Origin of the sequence: Cellulomonas sp. McL0617, assembly GCF_049994875.1 — a bacterium.
Classification (GTDB): Bacteria; Actinomycetota; Actinomycetes; order Actinomycetales; family Cellulomonadaceae; genus Cellulomonas.
On sequence record NZ_CP188256.1, the window covers coordinates 4,123,835 to 4,142,206 of the forward strand.

The 18,372-nt window shown below is 71.0% G+C and carries 16 protein-coding genes; 8 read left to right on the top strand and 8 right to left on the bottom strand.

Features of this window, described 5'->3' with window-relative positions:
* The first annotated feature begins 27 nt into the window (after positions 1-27).
* The 8 genes from ACPPVS_RS19015 (at position 28) to ACPPVS_RS19050 (ending at position 10,108) form a co-directional block, all read left to right on the top strand.
* Positions 28-582, top strand: coding sequence for an NUDIX hydrolase (locus ACPPVS_RS19015; RefSeq protein ID WP_426593851.1), 555 nt, complete (start codon positions 28-30; stop codon positions 580-582).
* Complete coding sequence (locus ACPPVS_RS19020; RefSeq protein WP_426593852.1) at positions 579-2,633, top strand: DUF6049 family protein; 2,055 nt, start codon at positions 579-581, stop codon at positions 2,631-2,633. Before ACPPVS_RS19015 ends, ACPPVS_RS19020 begins: the two co-directional genes overlap by 4 nt.
* Positions 2,630-4,279 carry a murein biosynthesis integral membrane protein MurJ gene (gene murJ / locus ACPPVS_RS19025; RefSeq protein WP_426593853.1) on the top strand — a complete coding sequence of 550 codons (1,650 nt, stop codon included), beginning with the start codon at positions 2,630-2,632 and terminating at the stop codon, positions 4,277-4,279. Before ACPPVS_RS19020 ends, murJ begins: the two co-directional genes overlap by 4 nt.
* A gap of 45 nt (positions 4,280-4,324) precedes the next feature.
* Complete coding sequence (locus ACPPVS_RS19030) at positions 4,325-6,214, top strand: protein kinase family protein (RefSeq protein ID WP_426593854.1); 1,890 nt, start codon at positions 4,325-4,327, stop codon at positions 6,212-6,214.
* Positions 6,215-6,295: 81 nt separating this feature from the next.
* The gene (gene trxB / locus ACPPVS_RS19035; protein WP_426593855.1) at positions 6,296-7,291 is read left to right on the top strand and encodes a thioredoxin-disulfide reductase; all 996 of its coding nucleotides are present in this window, start codon (positions 6,296-6,298) and stop codon (positions 7,289-7,291) included.
* The gene (gene trxA / locus ACPPVS_RS19040; protein ID WP_426593856.1) at positions 7,288-7,617 is read left to right on the top strand and encodes a thioredoxin; all 330 of its coding nucleotides are present in this window, start codon (positions 7,288-7,290) and stop codon (positions 7,615-7,617) included. Before trxB ends, trxA begins: the two co-directional genes overlap by 4 nt.
* 105 nt (positions 7,618-7,722) lie before the next feature.
* Positions 7,723-9,069 carry a PLP-dependent aminotransferase family protein gene (locus ACPPVS_RS19045; protein ID WP_426593857.1) on the top strand — a complete coding sequence of 449 codons (1,347 nt, stop codon included), beginning with the start codon at positions 7,723-7,725 and terminating at the stop codon, positions 9,067-9,069.
* A gap of 88 nt (positions 9,070-9,157) precedes the next feature.
* A complete protein-coding gene (locus ACPPVS_RS19050; protein WP_426593858.1) occupies positions 9,158-10,108 on the top strand; it encodes a D-alanine--D-alanine ligase family protein in 951 nt (316 codons plus the stop codon).
* 179 nt (positions 10,109-10,287) lie between these two features.
* Here the strand turns inward: ACPPVS_RS19050 and ACPPVS_RS19055 are convergent, their stop codons facing one another.
* The 8 genes from ACPPVS_RS19055 to rpmH all read right to left on the bottom strand — a co-directional run bounded on the left by ACPPVS_RS19055 (position 10,288) and on the right by rpmH (position 17,839).
* Complete coding sequence (locus ACPPVS_RS19055; RefSeq protein WP_426593859.1) at positions 10,288-11,526, bottom strand: ParB/RepB/Spo0J family partition protein; 1,239 nt, start codon at positions 11,524-11,526, stop codon at positions 10,288-10,290.
* Complete coding sequence (locus ACPPVS_RS19060) at positions 11,523-13,010, bottom strand: AAA family ATPase (RefSeq protein ID WP_426593860.1); 1,488 nt, start codon at positions 13,008-13,010, stop codon at positions 11,523-11,525. The genes ACPPVS_RS19055 and ACPPVS_RS19060 overlap by 4 nt, the downstream gene beginning before the upstream one ends.
* A 292-nt stretch (positions 13,011-13,302) precedes the next feature.
* Positions 13,303-13,980 carry a 16S rRNA (guanine(527)-N(7))-methyltransferase RsmG gene (gene rsmG, locus ACPPVS_RS19065; protein ID WP_426593861.1) on the bottom strand — a complete coding sequence of 226 codons (678 nt, stop codon included), beginning with the start codon at positions 13,978-13,980 and terminating at the stop codon, positions 13,303-13,305.
* Positions 13,981-15,412: 1,432 nt separating this feature from the next.
* Positions 15,413-15,925 (bottom strand): protein jag, encoded by a 513-nt coding sequence (locus tag ACPPVS_RS19070; protein WP_426593863.1) that lies wholly within the window; start codon positions 15,923-15,925, stop codon positions 15,413-15,415.
* Positions 15,926-15,947: 22 nt separating this feature from the next.
* Positions 15,948-16,997, bottom strand: a complete 1,050-nt coding sequence (gene yidC, locus ACPPVS_RS19075; RefSeq protein WP_426593864.1) for a membrane protein insertase YidC — start codon at positions 16,995-16,997, stop codon at positions 15,948-15,950.
* A 23-nt stretch (positions 16,998-17,020) separates the two neighbouring features.
* Positions 17,021-17,317 carry a membrane protein insertion efficiency factor YidD gene (gene yidD / locus ACPPVS_RS19080; RefSeq protein ID WP_426593865.1) on the bottom strand — a complete coding sequence of 99 codons (297 nt, stop codon included), beginning with the start codon at positions 17,315-17,317 and terminating at the stop codon, positions 17,021-17,023.
* 7 nt (positions 17,318-17,324) lie between these two features.
* A complete protein-coding gene (rnpA, locus tag ACPPVS_RS19085; protein ID WP_426593867.1) occupies positions 17,325-17,690 on the bottom strand; it encodes a ribonuclease P protein component in 366 nt (121 codons plus the stop codon).
* 11 nt (positions 17,691-17,701) lie between these two features.
* Complete coding sequence (rpmH, locus tag ACPPVS_RS19090) at positions 17,702-17,839, bottom strand: 50S ribosomal protein L34 (RefSeq protein WP_034620737.1); 138 nt, start codon at positions 17,837-17,839, stop codon at positions 17,702-17,704.
* Positions 17,840-18,372 lie beyond the last annotated feature (533 nt).

An 18,372-nucleotide genomic window follows, 5' to 3' on the forward strand; every position in this document is an offset into this window, starting at 1 on the left:
CCACCGTGTAGTCGTTACAGTGGCGGGATGTCGAGCCCGGCGCGCCCATCGTTCCCTGGGGGCGTTCCTGCGCCGCCGGGTGGCCACGCGTTGCGCATCGACCCCCATCTCACCCCCAGCAAGCCGGCGCCGCCGCCCCTTCCCGTGGTCGACGAGACGTCCGCCGGGGGGATCGTCGTGAGCCGGCGTGACGGGGTCGCCCACGCTGCGGTCATCGCGCGCCGCAACCGCGCGGGTCGTCTCGAGTGGTGCCTGCCCAAGGGCCACCTCGAGGGCGCGGAGACCCCCGAGCAGGCCGCGGTCCGTGAGATCGCCGAGGAGACCGGCATCGTCGGTGAGGTGGTCGGGCGGCTCGGGGTGATCGACTACTGGTTCAGCGGCGACGACCGGCGCGTGCACAAGGTCGTGCACCACTTCCTGCTCGGTGCCGTCGGTGGTGACCTGTCCGTCGAGGGCGACCCGGACGGGGAGGCCGAGGAGGCCGCCTGGGTCCCGGTCGCCAACCTGCACGACGTCCTCGCCTACCCGAACGAGCGCCGGCTCGCCGAGGCGGCCCTGCTGGTCCTCGTCGACGAGGCATGAGCGCCCGCTCGACGCTGCGCCGGGTGCTCTGCGCGGCCCTGGCCCTGGGCGCTGCCCTCACGTTCGCCGCACCGGCCGACGCCGCCGACGCCACCCCGCTGTCCGTCACCGTCCACGTGGACCAGATCTCCCCGTCGGTGCTGCGCCCCGGGCAGGACCTGACGGTCGCCGCCACCGTGACCAACACCGGCACGGACGTCGTCGAGAAGCCGATGCTGACCCTGCGCCTCAGCCGGTTCCTCGTGAGCGCCCGCGACGACCTCGAGTCCTGGACGTCGGGCACCACCTGCCCGTCGAAGTCACCCTGTCCCCAGGTCGCCGCCGTCACGCTGGCTGATCCCCTCGGCGTCGGCGAGAGCGCGTCGGTCGCGATCACCCTGCCCGCGGCGGACGTCCACCTGCTCGACCTCCCGGACACCTGGGGGCCGCGGGGCCTGTCGGTCGAGCTGCTGGACGGCCACACGCGCGTGGGTGTCGAGCGCACGTTCCTGCTCTGGTATCCCGATGAGTCCGCGGTCTCGCCGGCCCCCGTCTCGGTCCTGGTCCCGGTGGTCGGACCCGGTGCCGACCCGCTGTCCCCGCAGTCCGCCTCGCTGGACTCGCTGGTCGCGCCGGGCGGCCGCCTCGACTCGCTGACCAGGACGTTGGCCGCGCATCCCGACATCGGCGTCGCCGTCGACCCGGCCCTGCTCGCCTCGGCCGCCGGTGGGAGCACCCGGGCGCAGGCCTGGGCGTCCGGGCTCGACGCCGACCTCGCGCACCACGACGTGCTGGCCCTGCCGTGGTCGGACCCGGACATCGGCGCGGCGGGGCACGCCGACCAGTCGGCCCTCGTGCAGCTCGCCGTCGACGCGTCCTCGACCGCCGGGATCGACGCGTCCGGCATCCTGTGGACGCCCACGGGCGGCAACCTCGACCAGACCACGCTGGCCGTCGCGGCGCAGGTGCACGAGCCCGCTGTCGTCGTCGCCCCCGGGTCCGTCGAGGCGGACAAGCCGAAGAGCGGGAAGACGCCCGAGGCCCGGACCGCCGTCCGCACCCCCGCCGGGACGGTGCACGCCCTCGTGCCGGACACCAGGTTGAGCGCCTTGCTCACCGACCCGACCTCGGTCGACGCCCAGGCGACGCCTGCTACCACCACCCAACGGGCCCTCGCCGAGCTGGCCGTCGTGGCACGGGAGACCCCGTCAGACCAGCCGCACGTCCTGATGACGGCGGGACGGGACTGGAGACCGGACACCGCGACCGTCGCCGCACTGCTGAGCGGTCTCGACACCACCCCGTGGGTGAACGTCACCGACACGTCGACGTTGCTCGGCACCGACGCGGCGACCGGCAAGGCCACCGTGCCCGCGAGCGCCGCCGACCCCACGGCGCTCGCCCCCGACCAGGTCCGGCGCCTGGCCGCCGCGCGAGACCAGGCGATCGCGTTCGCGACCGTCACGGAGGAGCCGGACACGCTGCTCAAGGGCGTCGACGCCGAGGTCGTCGCACCCCTGGCCGTCGCGTGGCGGGCCCAACCCCAGCAGCGTGCCGACCTGGTCAGCCGCGTGCTCGCGGACCTCACCACCCGCACCAGCGGCCTGTCCATCGCGCAGCTGGGAGACGTCCACGCCGTCAGCTCCTCGAACGAGGTCCGGATGACCGTCACCAACGCCCTCGACGTCCCGGCCACCGTGCTGCTCACCGTCCAGCCACGCAAGGCCTGCCTCGAGGCGAAGGCCGTCCCACCCGTCCTGGTCGAGGCGAAGACGTCGACCGTCGTCACGGTGACCCTGCACGCCTTCGCCAACTGCGAGGTCGTCGTCGACTCCCGGCTCACGGCCCACGACGGGACGCCCGTCTCGGCCCCCATGACGTTCACCGCCCGGGTCGCACCCACGATCGAGAGCGTCGGCACCAAGGTCGTCGGCGTCCTGCTGGCGATCGGCCTGGTGCTCGGCATCGTGCGGACCATCCGGCGCGGGCAGAGCGGGCGGCGCGGCACGCGCGTCGACGCCGAGAAGCCGCCGCCGCTGCCCGTGCTCGGCGGCGGCGAGCCCGGTTCATGAGCGACGACGGCGGGGTGCGCCGTGGCGCGGCGCTCATGGCATCGGGCACCGCCGCCTCACGCGTCCTCGGGTTCGTCCGGGTCATGGTGCTGGCCGCCGCCATCGGCGGCACCACCCAGGTGGCCGACGCCTTCGCGGTGGCCAACAAGCTCCCGAACATCCTGTACATGCTGCTCATCGGTGGCGTGCTCAACGCGATCCTCGTGCCGCAGGTCGTGCGGGCGTACAAGCGCAACGCCGGGCAGGAGTACGTCGACCGGCTGCTGACCATCGGCTTCCTCGCGCTCGCCGGGGTCACGTTCGTGCTCACGCTCGCCGCACCGATCCTGGTCGGCCTCTACTCGAACTTCCACAACGCCACACAGACCCGGCTCGCCGTGACGTTCGCGTTCTGGTGCATCCCGCAGCTCTTCTTCTACGGGGCGTACGGGCTGCTGGGCCAGGTGCTGAACGCCCGCGGGTCGTTCGGGCCGTACATGTGGGCCCCGGTCGTCAACAACGTCGTCTCGATCGCCGGGTTCGGCGTGTTCATCGCCCTGTTCCGCGGCGTCAAGCACACCGGGGTCATCGAGGCGAGCTCGATGACCACGACGCAGACGACGGTGCTCGCGCTGTCCGCCACCCTCGGGGTCGTCGCGCAGGCCGCGGTGCTCATCCCGGCGCTGCGGCGCGCCGGTGTGCGGTACCGGCCGCGGTTCGGGCTGCGCGGCTCGGGCCTCGGCGTCGCCGGGCGGGTGGCCACCTGGACGCTCGCGGGTCTGGGCGTCGGGCAGCTGGGCTTCATCGTCGTGTCCAAGGTGTCCACCGCCGCGCCCCAGGCGGCCGTCGCCCTGGGCGCGCCGAGCGGGTCGGTCGCCGGCCCGAACGCCTACGACATGGGCTTCCTCATCTTCATGCTGCCGCACTCGCTGGTCACGGTGTCCCTGGCCACCGCCATGTTCACGCGGCTCTCGGCGCACGCGCACGACAACGACCTGCCGGGCGTGCGGGCCAACCTGTCCTACAGCCTGCGCGTCGTCGGGGTGTTCACCGTGTTCGCCACGGCAGCGATCGCCGTCCTCGCCCTTCCCCTCACCCGTGTCCTGCTGTTCACGGCGGCGGCGCAGTCCGCGCACGCCGTCGCACCCGTCGCCTTCGCCATGATCGTCGGCCTGCCCGCGTTCGGCGTCTGGTCGATCTATCAGCGTGTGTTCTACGCCTACGAGGACGCGCGGTCGATGCTGCCCGTGCAGATCGTGATGGCGGTCGTCGTCGTCCTCGGCGCCTACGCGTCCAGGGCATTCCTCTCGCCGACGCACTGGGTGGTCGGCATCGGTCTGTCGATGAGCTTGTCGTACGTCGTGGGGATGGTGTACTCGCAGGTCCTGCTGCGGCGTCGGATCGGCTCCCTGGACGGCGGGCGGGTCCTGCGGATGCATGCGCGCGCCGGCGTGGCTGCCCTGGTGTCCGCCGCCGTCGGGATGCTCGTCCTCTTCCTGCTCGCACGGGCGCTGCCGGACCGGTTCGTCGGCGCCGTGATCGAGTGCGTGGTGGTCGGGGCGATCATGGGTCTGCTGTACGTCGGGGGCCTGCGGGTGCTTCGTGTGCGCGAGCTGGACGGGCTTCTGGGTCCGTTGCTGCGGAAGCTTCCCGGGCGACGCGGCTAGCATGCAGGGGTCCCGGACGTCGGTCGGCTTCGAGCGGAGGTGCAGGTGAGCGAGGTCGTCGGTCGCGGCACCGTCCTCGCCGGTCGCTACCGCGTGCTGTCCCCGGTCGACTCGGACCTCGAGGGCGCCAGCGCCTGGCACGCCACGGACCAGATCCTCGACCGTGCCGTGCGCGTCCGCGTGCTCGAGTCCGGCGCCGTCGCACCCGCCCTCGACGCCGCTCGCCGGGCCGCCCTGGTGACCGATCCCCGGCTCGTGCGCGTGCTCGACGTCGGGTCGCACGACGGCTACGGCTACGTCGTCTCGGAGCAGCTCGCCGGCCCGTCGCTGGCGGAGCTTGCCGCCCGGGCGCCGCTGACCGCCGACCAGGCCCGCGCGGTCGTCGGCGAGGCCGCCGCCGCACTGGAGGTAGCCCGTCGCCGTGGTGTCCACCACCTCGCCCTGCGCCCGTCGGTCGTGCACGTCAGCCCCGACGGCCGGGTCCTCGTCGGTGGGCTGGCGCTCGACGCCGCCCTCCTGGGCGACGCCGGCGGGGACGCGCGGTCCACCACCCGTTCCGATGCCGTCGGGCTGGTCCGCCTGCTGTACGCCGCCCTCACCGGCTACTGGCCCGGCGACCCGTCCGCGCTGCTGCCGACCGGGGGCGACACCCTCCCGCTGGCCCCGGTCGTCGACGGCTCGCCCGTCCCGCCCGCCGAGCTCGCGCCGAGCATCCCCAACGACCTCGACACGCTGTGCGTCGTGACGCTCGGGCCGAACGACGACGGGCCGCACAGCCCCGGCGAGCTCGTGCGCGAGCTGGAGCCGTGGGGGGAGATCCGCTCGTCCGGGCTCGGCGAGGTCGCAGCCGGGGCGGCGGTCGCTGCCGCCTCCGTCGCCGACCAGTTCCCCCCGACCGGGGAGGCCGCACCGGAGGTGGAGAGCGCCGCGGTCGTGACCCCGGTCGTCGTGCAGCGCCAGTCCGTCCGGAGCGCGTTCCGGGCCGACGAGACCCAGCCGCCCGGTGCCAACCTGCCCGGCACCCCGCCGCCCGCGATCCCGACCAGGGGCAACACCCTCGGCGGTGCGACCCCGCCCGCGGGCGCCCCGGCCGTGCCCACCCGTTCCCCGACCCCCGTGCCCGCCCCTGCTCAGGCCCCCGCGCCAGCCCCGGTGCCCGCACCGGCGGTCCCGGTGCTCCCGGCCGTCATCCCGCCGGCGACCTTGCCGACGGTCCCGCGTCGGCCGGTGTCGCAGGCGACCGCGGCCGCCGACTTCGACATGGTGATGGGCCACGAGGGGCACGAGGTCCCCATCGTGGCGCGCAGGTTCGACCCGACCGCCCTGGTGCTGGTCATCGTCGGCATCGCGGTCATCGTCGGCGTCATCATCGCGATCCGCACGCTGTTCGCCGGGTTCGACCCCCGATCCCCGACCACCGACCAGCCGGCGGTGTCGCAGAGCGCCTCGGCCTCCGCCTCCGCTGCGGCGACACAGCCCGGCGCCCCCCCGCCCGTCGCGCAGGCCGGACCACCCGTCATCGCGTCGGCGACGACCATCGACCCGTCCGACAGCGACGGCGAGCACCAGGAGGCCGTCGGAAGGGCGTTCGACGGCGACCCTTCGACGTTCTGGTACACCCAGACGTACAAGCGCGCCGACTTCGCGGGTTTCAAGCCCGCCGTGGGCTACGCGATCACCCTCACCGCCAAGACCACGGTGAACGCGGTGACCCTGGGCTCGAACAGCACCGGCGGTCACGTCGAGATCCGGGCCACCGACGCCGCGCACCCCACCGACGGGCCCGTCCTGGCCTCGGGAGCGTTCGGACCCTCGACCCAGTTCCCGCTCATCCCGCCTACCGAGACGCAGTCGCTGGTCCTGTGGATCACCGAGCTGCCGACCACGGCCGACGGGTCGTTCCGGCTCGAGCTGACCGAGATCTCCCTGTCCTGACGGGTGATGGCACCGGAACATCTGGCGCCTAGGATCTGTTGACCCGTGAGCACCGACAGCCGACCCGCAAGGACCCACATCGTGACCGACCAGACAACCAGCGTGCGCGACCTCGTCATCGTCGGATCGGGTCCCGCCGGCTACACGGCCGCCATCTACGCCGCCCGCGCGGGTCTCGCGCCCCTGGTCATCGCCGGCTCGGTGACCGCCGGCGGCGCGTTGATGAACACCACCGAGGTCGAGAACTTCCCCGGCTTCCCCGACGGCGTCCAGGGCCCCGAGCTCATGGAGCAGCTGCAGAAGCAGGCCGAGAAGTTCGGAGCCGAGGTCCTCTGGGACGACGCCTCGTCGCTCGACCTGACCGGCGACATCAAGGTCATCGAGACGCTGAACGGCGACACGTTCCGCGCCCGCGCGGTCATCCTGGCCACGGGTTCGGCGTATCGCGAGCTGGGTCTCGACGACGAGAAGCGCCTGTCCGGCCGCGGCGTCTCGTGGTGTGCCACCTGCGACGGCTTCTTCTTCCGCGACCAGGAGATCATCGTGGTCGGCGGCGGCGACTCCGCCGTCGAGGAGGCCACGTTCCTGACCCGGTTCGGCAAGCGCGTCACTCTCGTGCACCGCCGCGACCACCTGCGCGCGTCGAAGATCATGGCCGACCGCGCGGCCAACGACCCGAAGATCGAGTTCGCCTGGAACTCGGAGGTCGTCGGCATCCACGGCGACGCCAAGGTCACCGGCGTGACGCTGCGTGACACGGTCACCGGCGAGACCCGCGAGCACGGCGCGACCGGCGTCTTCGTCGCGATCGGTCACGTCCCGCGCTCCGAGCTGCTGGTCGGGCAGGTCGACCTCGACGACGAGGGCTACGTGCAGGTCATCGGCCGCTCGACGGCCACCAACGTCACCGGCGTGTTCGCCTGCGGCGACCTGGTCGACCACACCTACCGTCAGGCGATCACCGCCGCAGGCTCCGGCTGCGCGGCCGCTCTGGACGCCCAGCACTTCCTGGCGTCGCTGGGCGACCTGGTTGCACCCGTTCCTCCGGTCGAGGCCTTCGTCGAGGAGATCGCATGACCACGCACGCCGTCACCGACGCCACGTTCCGGTCGGAGGTGCTCGAGTCGGACATCCCCGTGATCGTCGACTTCTGGGCCGTCTGGTGCGGCCCGTGCCGGATGGTCGCGCCCGTGCTCGAGGAGCTCTCGAACCAGTACGAGGGTCGCGTCAAGTTCGTGAAGGTCGACGCCGACGAGAACCCGCAGGTCACCGCGGACTACGGCATCGTGTCGATCCCGACGCTGAACATCTACTCCGGCGGTGAGCTCGTGGCGTCCCGCGTCGGCGCCCGCCCGAAGTCGATGATCGCGGAGGACATCGAGAGCGTGCTCGCGTCCGTCTGATCCGTCCCGTCGAACGCCTCCGCCGCCCCGCGTGCGGAGGCGCTCGTGTCTCCGACGCCGGACGGGTGCCGTGTCCCGGGGGCGCGTCGTGCGAAACTCTGGGGCATGACCGAGCACCCCATGCCCGCCGGCGAGACGTCGGGCCCCCCCACGTCCTCCGCCGCCGGCACGGGCACCCGCCTCGACCGCTGGATCGGCTCCTACGCCGAGCGCACCCACGGCATGCGTTCCTCGGAGATCCGCGCCCTGTTCGCTGTCGCCAACCGCCCCGAGGTCGTCTCCTTGGCGGGCGGCATGCCGTTCCTCGAGGGATTGCCGCTCGACGTCCTGGGTGAGCTGGCGCAGCGCGTCGTCGCCACCCGAGGCCTCCAGGCGTTGCAGTACGGCTCCGGGCAGGGCGACGAGACGCTGCGCGAGCAGATCCTCGACGTCATGGCGCTCGAGGGCATCGAGGCACACCCCGACGACGTCGTCGTGACCACCGGGTCGCAGCAGGCCCTCGACCTGGTCACGCGGATCTTCATCGACCCGGGCGACGTCGTCGTCGCAGAGGCACCGTCCTACGTCGGCGCGCTCGGCGTCTTTCGCGCGTACCAGGCCGACGTCGTGCACGTCCCGATCGATGCGGACGGCCTGATCCCCGCGGCCCTGGAGGCCACCCTGGCCTCGCTGTCCCGGGGCGGCCGCCGCGTGAAGTTCCTCTACACGGTGCCCAACTTCCACAACCCGGCCGGCGTCTCGATCTCCGTGGAGCGCCGCCCGCAGATCCTGGAGATCGCACGCCGCTACGGCGTGCTCGTCCTCGAGGACAACCCCTACGGCCTGCTCGGCTTCTCCGGCGACCCGCTCCCCGCGCTGCGCTCCATCGATGACGAGGGCGTCCTCTACCTCGGCTCGTTCTCCAAGACGTTCGCTCCCGGCTACCGCGTCGGCTGGGTGGCGGCACCGCACGCCGTCCGCGAGAAGCTCGTCCTGGCCAGCGAGTCCGCGATCCTGTGCCCGTCCAACGCCTCGCAGATCGCCATCTCCACCTACCTGTCCACCTGCGACTGGCGTGGGCAGATCAAGTCCTATCGCGAGCAGTACCGCGAGCGTCGCGACGCCATGGTCGCCGCCCTCGCCGAGCACCTCCCCGAGGCGTCGTGGAACGTCCCCGACGGCGGCTTCTACACCTGGGTGAGGCTGCCCGAAGGTCTCGACGCCAAGGACATGTTGCCGCGGGCCGTCACCGCACGCGTCGCCTACGTCCCCGGTACGGCCTTCTACTTCGACGGCGCCGGTGCCGACCACATGCGCCTCTCGTTCTGCTACCCGACGCCCGACCGGATCCGCGAGGGCGTCCGCCGCCTCGCCGGGGTCGTCGCCGGCGAGCGTGAGCTCGTCGAGCTCTTCGGTACGAGCGGTTCCTCGGGTCCCGACGACGTCCAGTCGCCGGCCCCGGACGTCGCCTGACCCGCGCGGCCCGCACCATGACCTGCCCCGTCCTGTGTCCGGCGGCGGGCCATCCTTCTCCTTCTGACGTCCTCCTGGAGCCGCTCACGTGACCACCGCCCCGTCGCCCCGGGTCGTCGTCCTCGCCGGAGGCCTGTCCCACGAGCGCGACGTCTCGCTGCGGTCCGGTCGACGGGTTGCCGACGCCCTGCGCTCGGTGGGAGTCGACGTCAGCGTGCACGACGTCGACTCCGACCTCGTGCCGGCTCTCACCGAGCTGCGGCCCGACCTGGTCTGGCCGCTCCTGCACGGCACCAGCGGCGAGGACGGGTCGGTCCGTGACGTCGTCCGCATGCTCGGCCTGAAGCTGCTCGGCGCCGGTCCGCGCGAGAGCCGGGTCGCGTGGAGCAAGCCGATCGCCAAGACCGTCGTCGCTCGCGCGGGTCTGTCCACCCCCGACTTCGTCACCCTGCCGCAGTCGCTGTTCCGTGAGCTCGGTGCCCGGCAGGTGCTCGACGTGATCGTCGCCCGGCTCGGGCTCCCCCTCGTGGTCAAGCCGTCACGTGGTGGGTCCGCGCTCGGCGTCACGCTCGTCACCAGCGCCGACGAGCTCCCGCAGGCGATGGTCGACTGCTTCGCGTACAGCGATACCGCCCTGCTCGAGGTCGCGGTGCTCGGTACCGAGGTCGCCTTGAGCGTCGTCGACCTGGGCGACGGACCGTTCGCCCTGCCACCGGTCGAGATCGTCACCGAGGGGCCCTACGACTACGACGCCCGCTACAACCCCGGGCGCACCGAGTACTTCGCGCCGGCACGGCTGTCCGACGACGTCTCGCGCGCCGTCATCGGCACCGCCCTCGCCGCCCACCGCGCGCTCGGCCTCTCGGGGCTGTCCCGGACGGACCTCATCGTCGACGAAGCCGGTACGGTCTGGTTCCTCGAGGTCAACGTGGCGCCTGGCATGACGGAGACCTCGCTGCTCCCGCAGGCGGCCGAGGCCGCCGGACTCTCTCTCGGCGCTCTGTACCGCTCGATGGTGGACGCCGCACTAGCACGCTGACCTGCAACAACGTGTCATTTGTACGATTGGTCGTCATCTAGACGTACGGCATCGCGTCGACCTGGGCCTACTGCGGGGAGGCCCGTTCTCCCGCCGACCGGTACGGGACCCGGCTCGGCTGACGGTGGCCGCCCCGGCCGATCGGCGGGTCATGCCGCCCCGCCGATCGTCCACGAGGGTCAGCCCTTCAGCAGGCCCGGGTCCTCGGGTGCCAGGCTGGCGAGGATGCGGTTCAGGTCCTGGACCGATGCGAACTCGACCGTCAGCCGCCCTCGCGACTTGCCCAGGCTCACCTTGACGCGGGTCTCGAACCGGTCGGACAGCCGGGCCGCCAAGTTGTCCAGGGCCTCGTTCCGCTGACCGGCGACGGGCGCTGCCCGCCGCGCCGGCTGCTCGGGGTCGCCGCCGAGCGACACGATCTCCTCGACCGCCCGTACGGACAGGCCTTCCGCGACGATCCGCTGTGCGAGCCGCTCCTGGGCGGCGGCGTCCGGCAGACCCAGCAGCGCACGGGCATGGCCGGCAGACAGCACGCCCGCGGCGACGCGGCGCTGCACCAGGGGCGGCAGCTTGAGCAGCCGCAGCGTGTTGGAGATCTGCGGGCGCGAGCGGGAGATGCGCGTCGCCAGCTCCTCGTGCGTGCAGCCGAAGTCGTCGAGCAGCTGCTGGTAGGCCGCGGCCTCCTCCAGCGGGTTCAGCTGCGAGCGGTGCAGGTTCTCGAGCAGGGCGTCCCGCAGCAGGTCACCGTCGTCCGTGTCCCGGATGATGGCCGGAACCGTCGCCAGCCCGGCCAGCTGCGTCGCCCGCCAGCGCCGCTCGCCCATGATCAGCTCGTAACCGTCACCCGCGTCGCGCACGACGATCGGCTGCAGCACGCCGATCTCCCTGATCGACCCCACCAGCTCGTCGAGGGCGTCCTCGTCGAACACGGTCCGCGGCTGGCGCGGGTTCGGCCGGATCGAGAGCACCGGCAGCTCGGCGAACCGCGCACCGGGCACCGGGAGCAGTCCCGTGCCGTCGTCGTCCACCGGCCCCGCGGCCCCGTTCGTCTGTTGGTCGCCGGCGCCCCAGCCGTTCGCGTCCGGCACGCCCACCGGACGCTCCCGCGTCATCGTCGCGGTCGCGACCGAGCCCCCCTCTGCGACCGCCGCCGATCCGGGGGTGTCGAGCGTGCTGCTCGGCGCGGTGAGGGTCGAGGAGGCAGCAATCGATCCCGCGGCGACCGTCGAAAGATCCTCTGCCGTCCGCGTGCCCTCGTCGATGCCGGTCGCGACCGAGTCCGTCACGGGCGCCTCGCGCTTCGGGTCAGGGAAGAACACGTCGACCGGACGTTCGGCGCCGGTCGGACGCTGGCCGTCCAGACCGGTCGGGATGAGGGCTCCCAGACCCCGGCCCAGACCGCGTCGCTTCTCGCTCACTGTTCCTCCTGAAGGGCGGCCATCGCCGCCGACTGCTCATGGTTGTTCTGGTCTGCAGGCTCAGCCTGCTCGCGATCGTGCCCCTCGTCGGGGATGTTGCCCCCGGTTGCTCGCGCGCCCCCGACCGGATCGGGACCGGCCGAGCCGGCCGCTCCCCGCTCCGCGACCTCCCGGGCCGCCTCGAGGTAGGCGAGCGCACCGCTGGAGCCCGGGTCGTAGGTCATGACCGTCTGCCCATAGCTCGGCGCCTCGGAGATGCGCACCGAACGCGGGACGGTGGTGCGCAGCGTGAGCTGCGGGAAGTGCGTCCGCACCTCGTTCGCCACCTGCTGCGCAAGGTTCGTCCGGGCGTCGTACATGGTCAGCAAGATCGTCGAGACGTGCAGGCTCGGGTTCAGGTGCGCCTGGATCAGCTCGATCGTCTTGAGCAGCTGGCTCAGGCCCTCGAGCGCGTAGTACTCGCACTGGATCGGGATGAGCACCTCACGTGCGACCACGAAGGCGTTGACCGTGAGCAGACCGAGGCTCGGCGGGCAGTCGACGAACACGTAGTCGATCGGCTCCTGGCCGCTCTCCACCCGCCAGGACAGGTAGGTATCCAGGGCGTTCCGCAGCCGCGTCTCCCGCGCGACCATCGACACCAGCTCGATCTCCGCACCCGACAGGTCGATCGTGGCCGGCAGGCAGAACAGGTTCGGAATGTCGGGGCTCTGCTGGACGGCCTCCGACATCGGCGCACCGTCGACCAGCACCTCGTAGATGGAGGGTGTTCCGGAGTGGTGCTCGATCCCGATCGCCGTCGAGGCGTTGCCCTGGGGATCGTTGTCCAGGACCAGCACGTTCAGTCCCGACTGCGCGAGCGCGGCGGCCAGGTTCACGGTCGTCGTGGTCTTGCCGACGCCACCCTTCTGGTTCGCGACGGTCACGATGCGGGTGCTGGGCGGCCGAGGGAACCGGCGGCCGCGCAGCTCGATGCGCCGCCGTGCGTCCTGTTGCAGCTGCGCCATGAGCGGGGTGTCGTCCGACGCCTCCGGCAGGCTCTCGACCAGCGCGGCCCGGCGCTTCTCGTCCGAGTCTGTCTCGTCCATCGACCCATCTCTCGGCTCAGTGCTGATCACACTGTCTCTTTCGATCGAGCCGCTGCCTGTTGTTTCACGTGAAACGGGCCCAGCGGCCGCGTCGTCTTGGCTGGGGCCGACGGTTTCACGTGAAACAGTCGACCCCTCCGGGGCGTCCACCGCTCGGACAGTGGGTGCATGTGAAACCAATGGCCCGCTCTCGGGCCGTTCTAAAGCCGCGGCCGTTTCACGTGAAACCAACGGGGTCGCACCACCGACCGGGCGGTCAGCATCGCTGCCGACCGGCGGTGCCGCATCGAACGTCGTTGCTTCCCCGGTGAAGGGAGCGTCGACGCTGTCGGCCAGGCGTTGCTCACCGGATGCCGCGGCACCAGATGGGACCACATCGGAACGCTCGACCGTCATCGATCGCACCTGGCTCGCCCACGCCCCGCCCGCCGTCGATGACTCCCGGGGACTCGTCGGAGATGCGGGATGCGCGCCGACCGCGGCTGGCACTGAAGCATCGCGTGTCGGGGAAACTGTGCCGATGGCGGCCGGCGTCGAGGCTTCACCCCTTGGGGCCGATGGGTCCGTGTACGGCGCGCTCGGCGGCGTCATGGCTCCGGTCACCCCGTCGAACTGCGCGGCTACAGGTGCCGCGGGCTCGGCGACCGCGGCCTGCTCCGTCTCGTGATCGTCCGGGCGACCCTTCTTCCTACCGAACACCTGGCACAGCCTCCCGCACGACTCGCACAACCCTCGTCACGTCGACTCCCTCGATCGTCGGTGCATCCAGGACGGCCGCCGGGCCCGCACCCAGCTTCCGGCCGATGTGACGTGCTTCCTCCACCTCGGCCTCGGCCTTGCTGCCCTTCATCGCGACGAGCGTGCCGCCGGCTCGCAGCAGCGGCAGCGCCCACCGGTACAGCTTGTCCAGAGATGCCACCGCTCGAACCGTCACCGCATCTGCCACCAGATCCCCGTGCACGTCCTGTGCCCGACCGCGCAGCACCACGACGTTGTCGAGATGCAACGTGCTCGCGACCTCACTCAACCAGTCGGTGCGCCGCTCCATAGGCTCGAGCAGGACGACCTCCGCCCCGGGCACCATCGCTGCCACGACGATTCCGGGGAGTCCCGCACCACTGCCCACGTCGACGATCCGACCGTTCGTAGGCAGGAACGGCACGACCGCGGCGGAGTTCAGCAGGTGTCTCTCCCAGAGCCGCGGCAGCTCGCGCGGCCCGACGAGACCCCGGAGCTCCCCTTGACTGACCAGCAGGTCATGGAAGCCCAGAATGGCTGGCCACGAGGGTCCGAAGTAGGCCGCTACGCGCGGGTCGTCGTGAAGCGGGTCGGCTCCGTCGACCTCTGTCGACCGAGCTTCCGTCACCGTCAGATCTCCTCGGTTTCACGTGAAACGAACGACTGCTGCCATGCTCGCGCGCCCGGGAACCTGAACCCGCCGATCTCCGCTCGAGCGCCTCATGGCGACGCCTACGGTACCGTGCGCGGCCGCCCCGACCCGCCATCCACACACCCGATTCGCACCACGGAACGAGGGCCGCGGGTCGGATCCGCCGTGGTGGTCGGCTGCAAGCGCGACACCCGCTCGTCATTTCAACGAGCCGTTGCAGCAGAGTTCAAACAGACGAGACGACCGCAGACGCTCTCGCACCGCGCCTCATGGACCACACGCCCACATCGTCGCTGTTTCACGTGAAACGTCCTTCCGGCCGGCCCAGGCAATCGGCACACACCAGGCGCCCCCCGCTGAGGGCGCCGATCGTCCCTTGCCGCGATTCACGTCTTGCCCGAAGCGTTCCCCCACCCCACAGGCGGGCCACGACGTGTCGTTCACGCACCGGACCCCAACCTGGCCGAGTTTCACCTGAAACAGACCGACCAGATGCGCACGCGGGCTCCCAACCGCGAGCCCACTCACTCCCCGACCCCCACGACAACCCGACTGTTCTCCTATTGCCGAGTACCGTCGCGCCGTGCACACGGATCCAGGGGCATGAGGGGTGGCGGCACCGTCAGTGATCCAGGTGCCTTCGGCATGGTCGCGCCTCGCCGACCGAGCCCGGCAGCGGAGCCGAACGCTTCCGGCGCGACCGCTCGGGATCCGAGCTGCGTCCGTCGACTCATGTTTCACGTGAAACAGACCGACCCGATGAGGTACCCGCGCAGGCGACCGGGAATCCCACTTGCTCCGCGCCGGCATCCTGACGGCGTCCGTTCGGATCCTTCCGAACCGCGGGCGTTCGGCATCTGCACCGTCTCCTGCGTCGGCGCTACCTGTCCGACCTGGGTGCGACCGTTTCACGTGAAACAGAGAGCGCCGGCGGAGCTCGCGTGGAAGGCGCGCTGAGAGGTCGCCCCATCGCTGGTCCCCATTCCCGGCGTCGCCCGTGCGACCTGCGCCCGACCGCGCCATTCGCCTCAGGCTTGGTCGGGCCGCGCGGGAACCAGCGGTCGTGCATCGGACGTCGACCGCGCCGACTCTCAGGCTTGGCACGGTACGGCGAGGATCCACGCCGCACGTTTCACGTGAAACACGACGCCCACGGCCGCGCATCCATCGACCTAGGCACCTCATACCGACCGATTCCACCAACCAGGCGCCGGCGGCCATGCGATCGCCACGGCACATGGATGTGCACGCACGAAACCGAGCGCCTCCCGTTTCACGTGAAACAACCTCGTCCGAGACGGATGCCTGGCCGGATACGTCCACGGCTCACGCGTTCACCCGCCTCAGCCTGAAGCAACGACAGAGGGGTGAGCCGTAGGCCACCCCTCTGTCAACGGCGCAGCGCCGATCAGGCCGGACGGATCACCACGTGACGCTCCGGCTCGACACCCTCGGAGTCACTCGACAGCCCGGCGGAGGCAACGGCGTCGTGGACGACCTTGCGCTCGAACGGGTTCATCGCCGCGAGAGCAACCGGGGCGCCGGACTCCTTGACTCGCTCGATCGCCTCACTCGCCACGGTGACCAGCTCGGCCCGACGGGCGGACCGGTACCCGGCGACATCGAGCATCAGCCGGCTACGTTCGCCGGTCTTCGCCTGGACGGCGAGCCGGGTGAGCTCCTGGAGCGCGTCCAGAACCTCTCCGTCAGCTCCGGCCAGGCGTCGAAGCGAGCGGTCGGCCGGATCCTCCGAGACGATCTCCACGGCCGCGCGACCGTGGTCGACGTCGATGTCGATGTCGCCGTCGAGGTCGGCGATGTCGAGGAGCTCCTCGAGATAGTCCGCGGCGATCTCGCCCTCTTCTTCGAGACGCTTGGTGCTCGTCGGCTCGACCGGGGCTTCAGGCTCAGTTGAAGTCATGAGGTGGTACTCCGTTCAACGTCTACTTCTTGGGCTTGGTGGGGGGCTTGGCGGGTGCGGGCGCCGACGGCCCGGGGTCCTCTTCGATCCCGGGCTTGCTCGGAACGCCGTCGTCGCCGGGCTTGGTGGGCGCCTTGGCACGGTCCTTGCGCTTGGGCTGCTCACGCTGCCCACGCGGCTTCTCCTCGATCAGCAGCACCGGCTCGTCCTCGATCAGGCCCTTGGACTCGGCCTTCTTCGCCTTGCGCTCCTTCATGGCGATCTCAGCCTGGGAGCCGGGCGCAGGCATGCGCCGGATCGAGTAGAACTGCTGCCCCATCGACCAGAGGTTCGTCGTGGTCCAGTAGATGAGGACACCGATCGGGAAGTTGATGCCGGAGAAGGCGAAGATCAGCGGCAGGACGTAGAGCAGGATCTTCTGCTGCTGCGCCATCGGTCCCTGCAGAGCGGCCGGCGGCATGTTCTTCATGGTCAGCTGGCGCTGCGTCAGGAACGTCGTCGCGGACATGCAGATGATCAGCACGACGGAGACGATCTTGATGTGGATGTTGCCGTCGGCCTTCATGAACGTGCCGGACAGCGGCGCACCGAAGATTGTGGCGTTGTCGAACGACTCCGCCAGCGACTTCGTCATCGGCCCGAGCGGCGGCTTGGCGCCGGAGGCGATCAGGGGCAACGAGTTCAGCACCCGGAACAGCGCGAAGAAGATGGGCGACTGGAGCAGGATCGGCAGGCACGATGCGAACGGGTTGGTGCCGTGCTTGCGGTAGAGCTCCATCGTCTCGCGGCTCATCGCCTCGCGAGATGCCGGGTCCGACTTGCCCTTGTACTTCTTCTGGATGGCCTGCATCTCGGGCGCGAGCAGCTGCATCCCGCGCGACGCCTTGATCTGGCGGAAGAAGAGCGGGATCAGCAGGATGCGGATGACGACGACGAGGCCGACGATCGACAGCGACCAGGCGGCACCGCCGTCGGGGTCGAGTCCCACGGCCTTGAAGATCGCGTGCCACTCGACCATGATCCAGCTGACGACCCACATGATCGGGTGGAGCAGACCGTCGAACCAACTCATGCGAAAAAGCTCCTTGGTGGAGATCAGTGCGCGGCGTGTGCCGCGTCGGTGTGACGGTGAGCATGGTGCGCAGGAGGAACGTCGTCGACGCCGCCCGGGTTCCAGGGATTGCAGCGCAGCACCCGCCACACCGCCAGGTAGGTGCCACGGACGGCACCGTGCCGCTGAAGTGCGAGCACCGCGTACTGCGAGCACGACGGGTAGAACCTGCAGGTCTGCGGCGTCATCGGTGAGATGAACAGCTGGTACCCGCGTACACCGAGCAGGAGCAGGCGCGCCGGGATGCGGGCGATGGCGTGCAGCACCGAGGAGAAAGTCATGGGATGACTACGCACCAGCCCGTCGGGACGAGCGCCGTGCGGCCGCCGCAAGCGCGGCATCCAGGTCGCCGCCGAGCTGTGCGTAGCTGCTCGTCGCGGCGGGCGGCAGAGCCCGGACGACCACGGACGCATCCGCCGGCAAGGCAGCCAGCCGCGACCGGACCAGCTCCCGCAAGCGCCGCTTGACCAGGTTGCGTGTCACCGCCGTTCCGACGGCCTTGGACACGACGAGACCGACCACCGGCCCTGAGGGCGTGTGATCGGTCCTGGTCGTCAGATGCACCACAAGGGTGTCCCGTCCGCCGCGCGCGCCTCGGCGCACCGCCTGCTCGAAGTCGGCAGCTCGGCGCATCCGGTGCGCAGCGGGCAGCACCGACGCCTGTGTCAGGCCGAGAGCTCCGCGCGGCCCTTGCGGCGACGGCCCGCGAGGATCGCGCGGCCGGCACGGGTGCGCATGCGCAGACGGAAGCCATGGGTCTTGGCGCGACGCCGGTTGTTCGGCTGGAAGGTGCGCTTGGTCACGAGAGTCTCCAACTACATCGGGTGGGCCTCGCATGTGGCGCGCGACCTAGGTTCGGGCTGCCCGGACCGACTGCTCCACGAACACGCAGGACACAACTACACGCGTGCGGCGTCTGGGCGCGCCAGCAGGAGGCCATCGATAAGGCTGCAATACCGTACTTCCCGCCGTCCAGGCGGGTCAAATGCGCGCGAGTCGCAAAGTCAGGATCGCACGACCGACGAGCGGGCGCAGGAAACCGAGCAACCGGGTCGAACCGGACGTCACCCGGTCGGGACCTGCCGCGCCCCCAGCGGGGCTACTACGCTCGTACCTCGTCGCCAGGGGCAGCGGCCTGTGGACCGTGCTCGCGCAGACGGGCTGGGGACGGGCACCCGAGGCGATGCGCACGACGTCGGGCGTTCCCCGTCCTCACCGCCGGACACGGCGGTCGGAGCCGACGCGATCAGCCGCTCACAGGTGTGGACAACTGTGTGGACAACGCACGACCGTGCGAGACTCGACCACCCACGCGAACGAACAGCCGAGGTAGCAC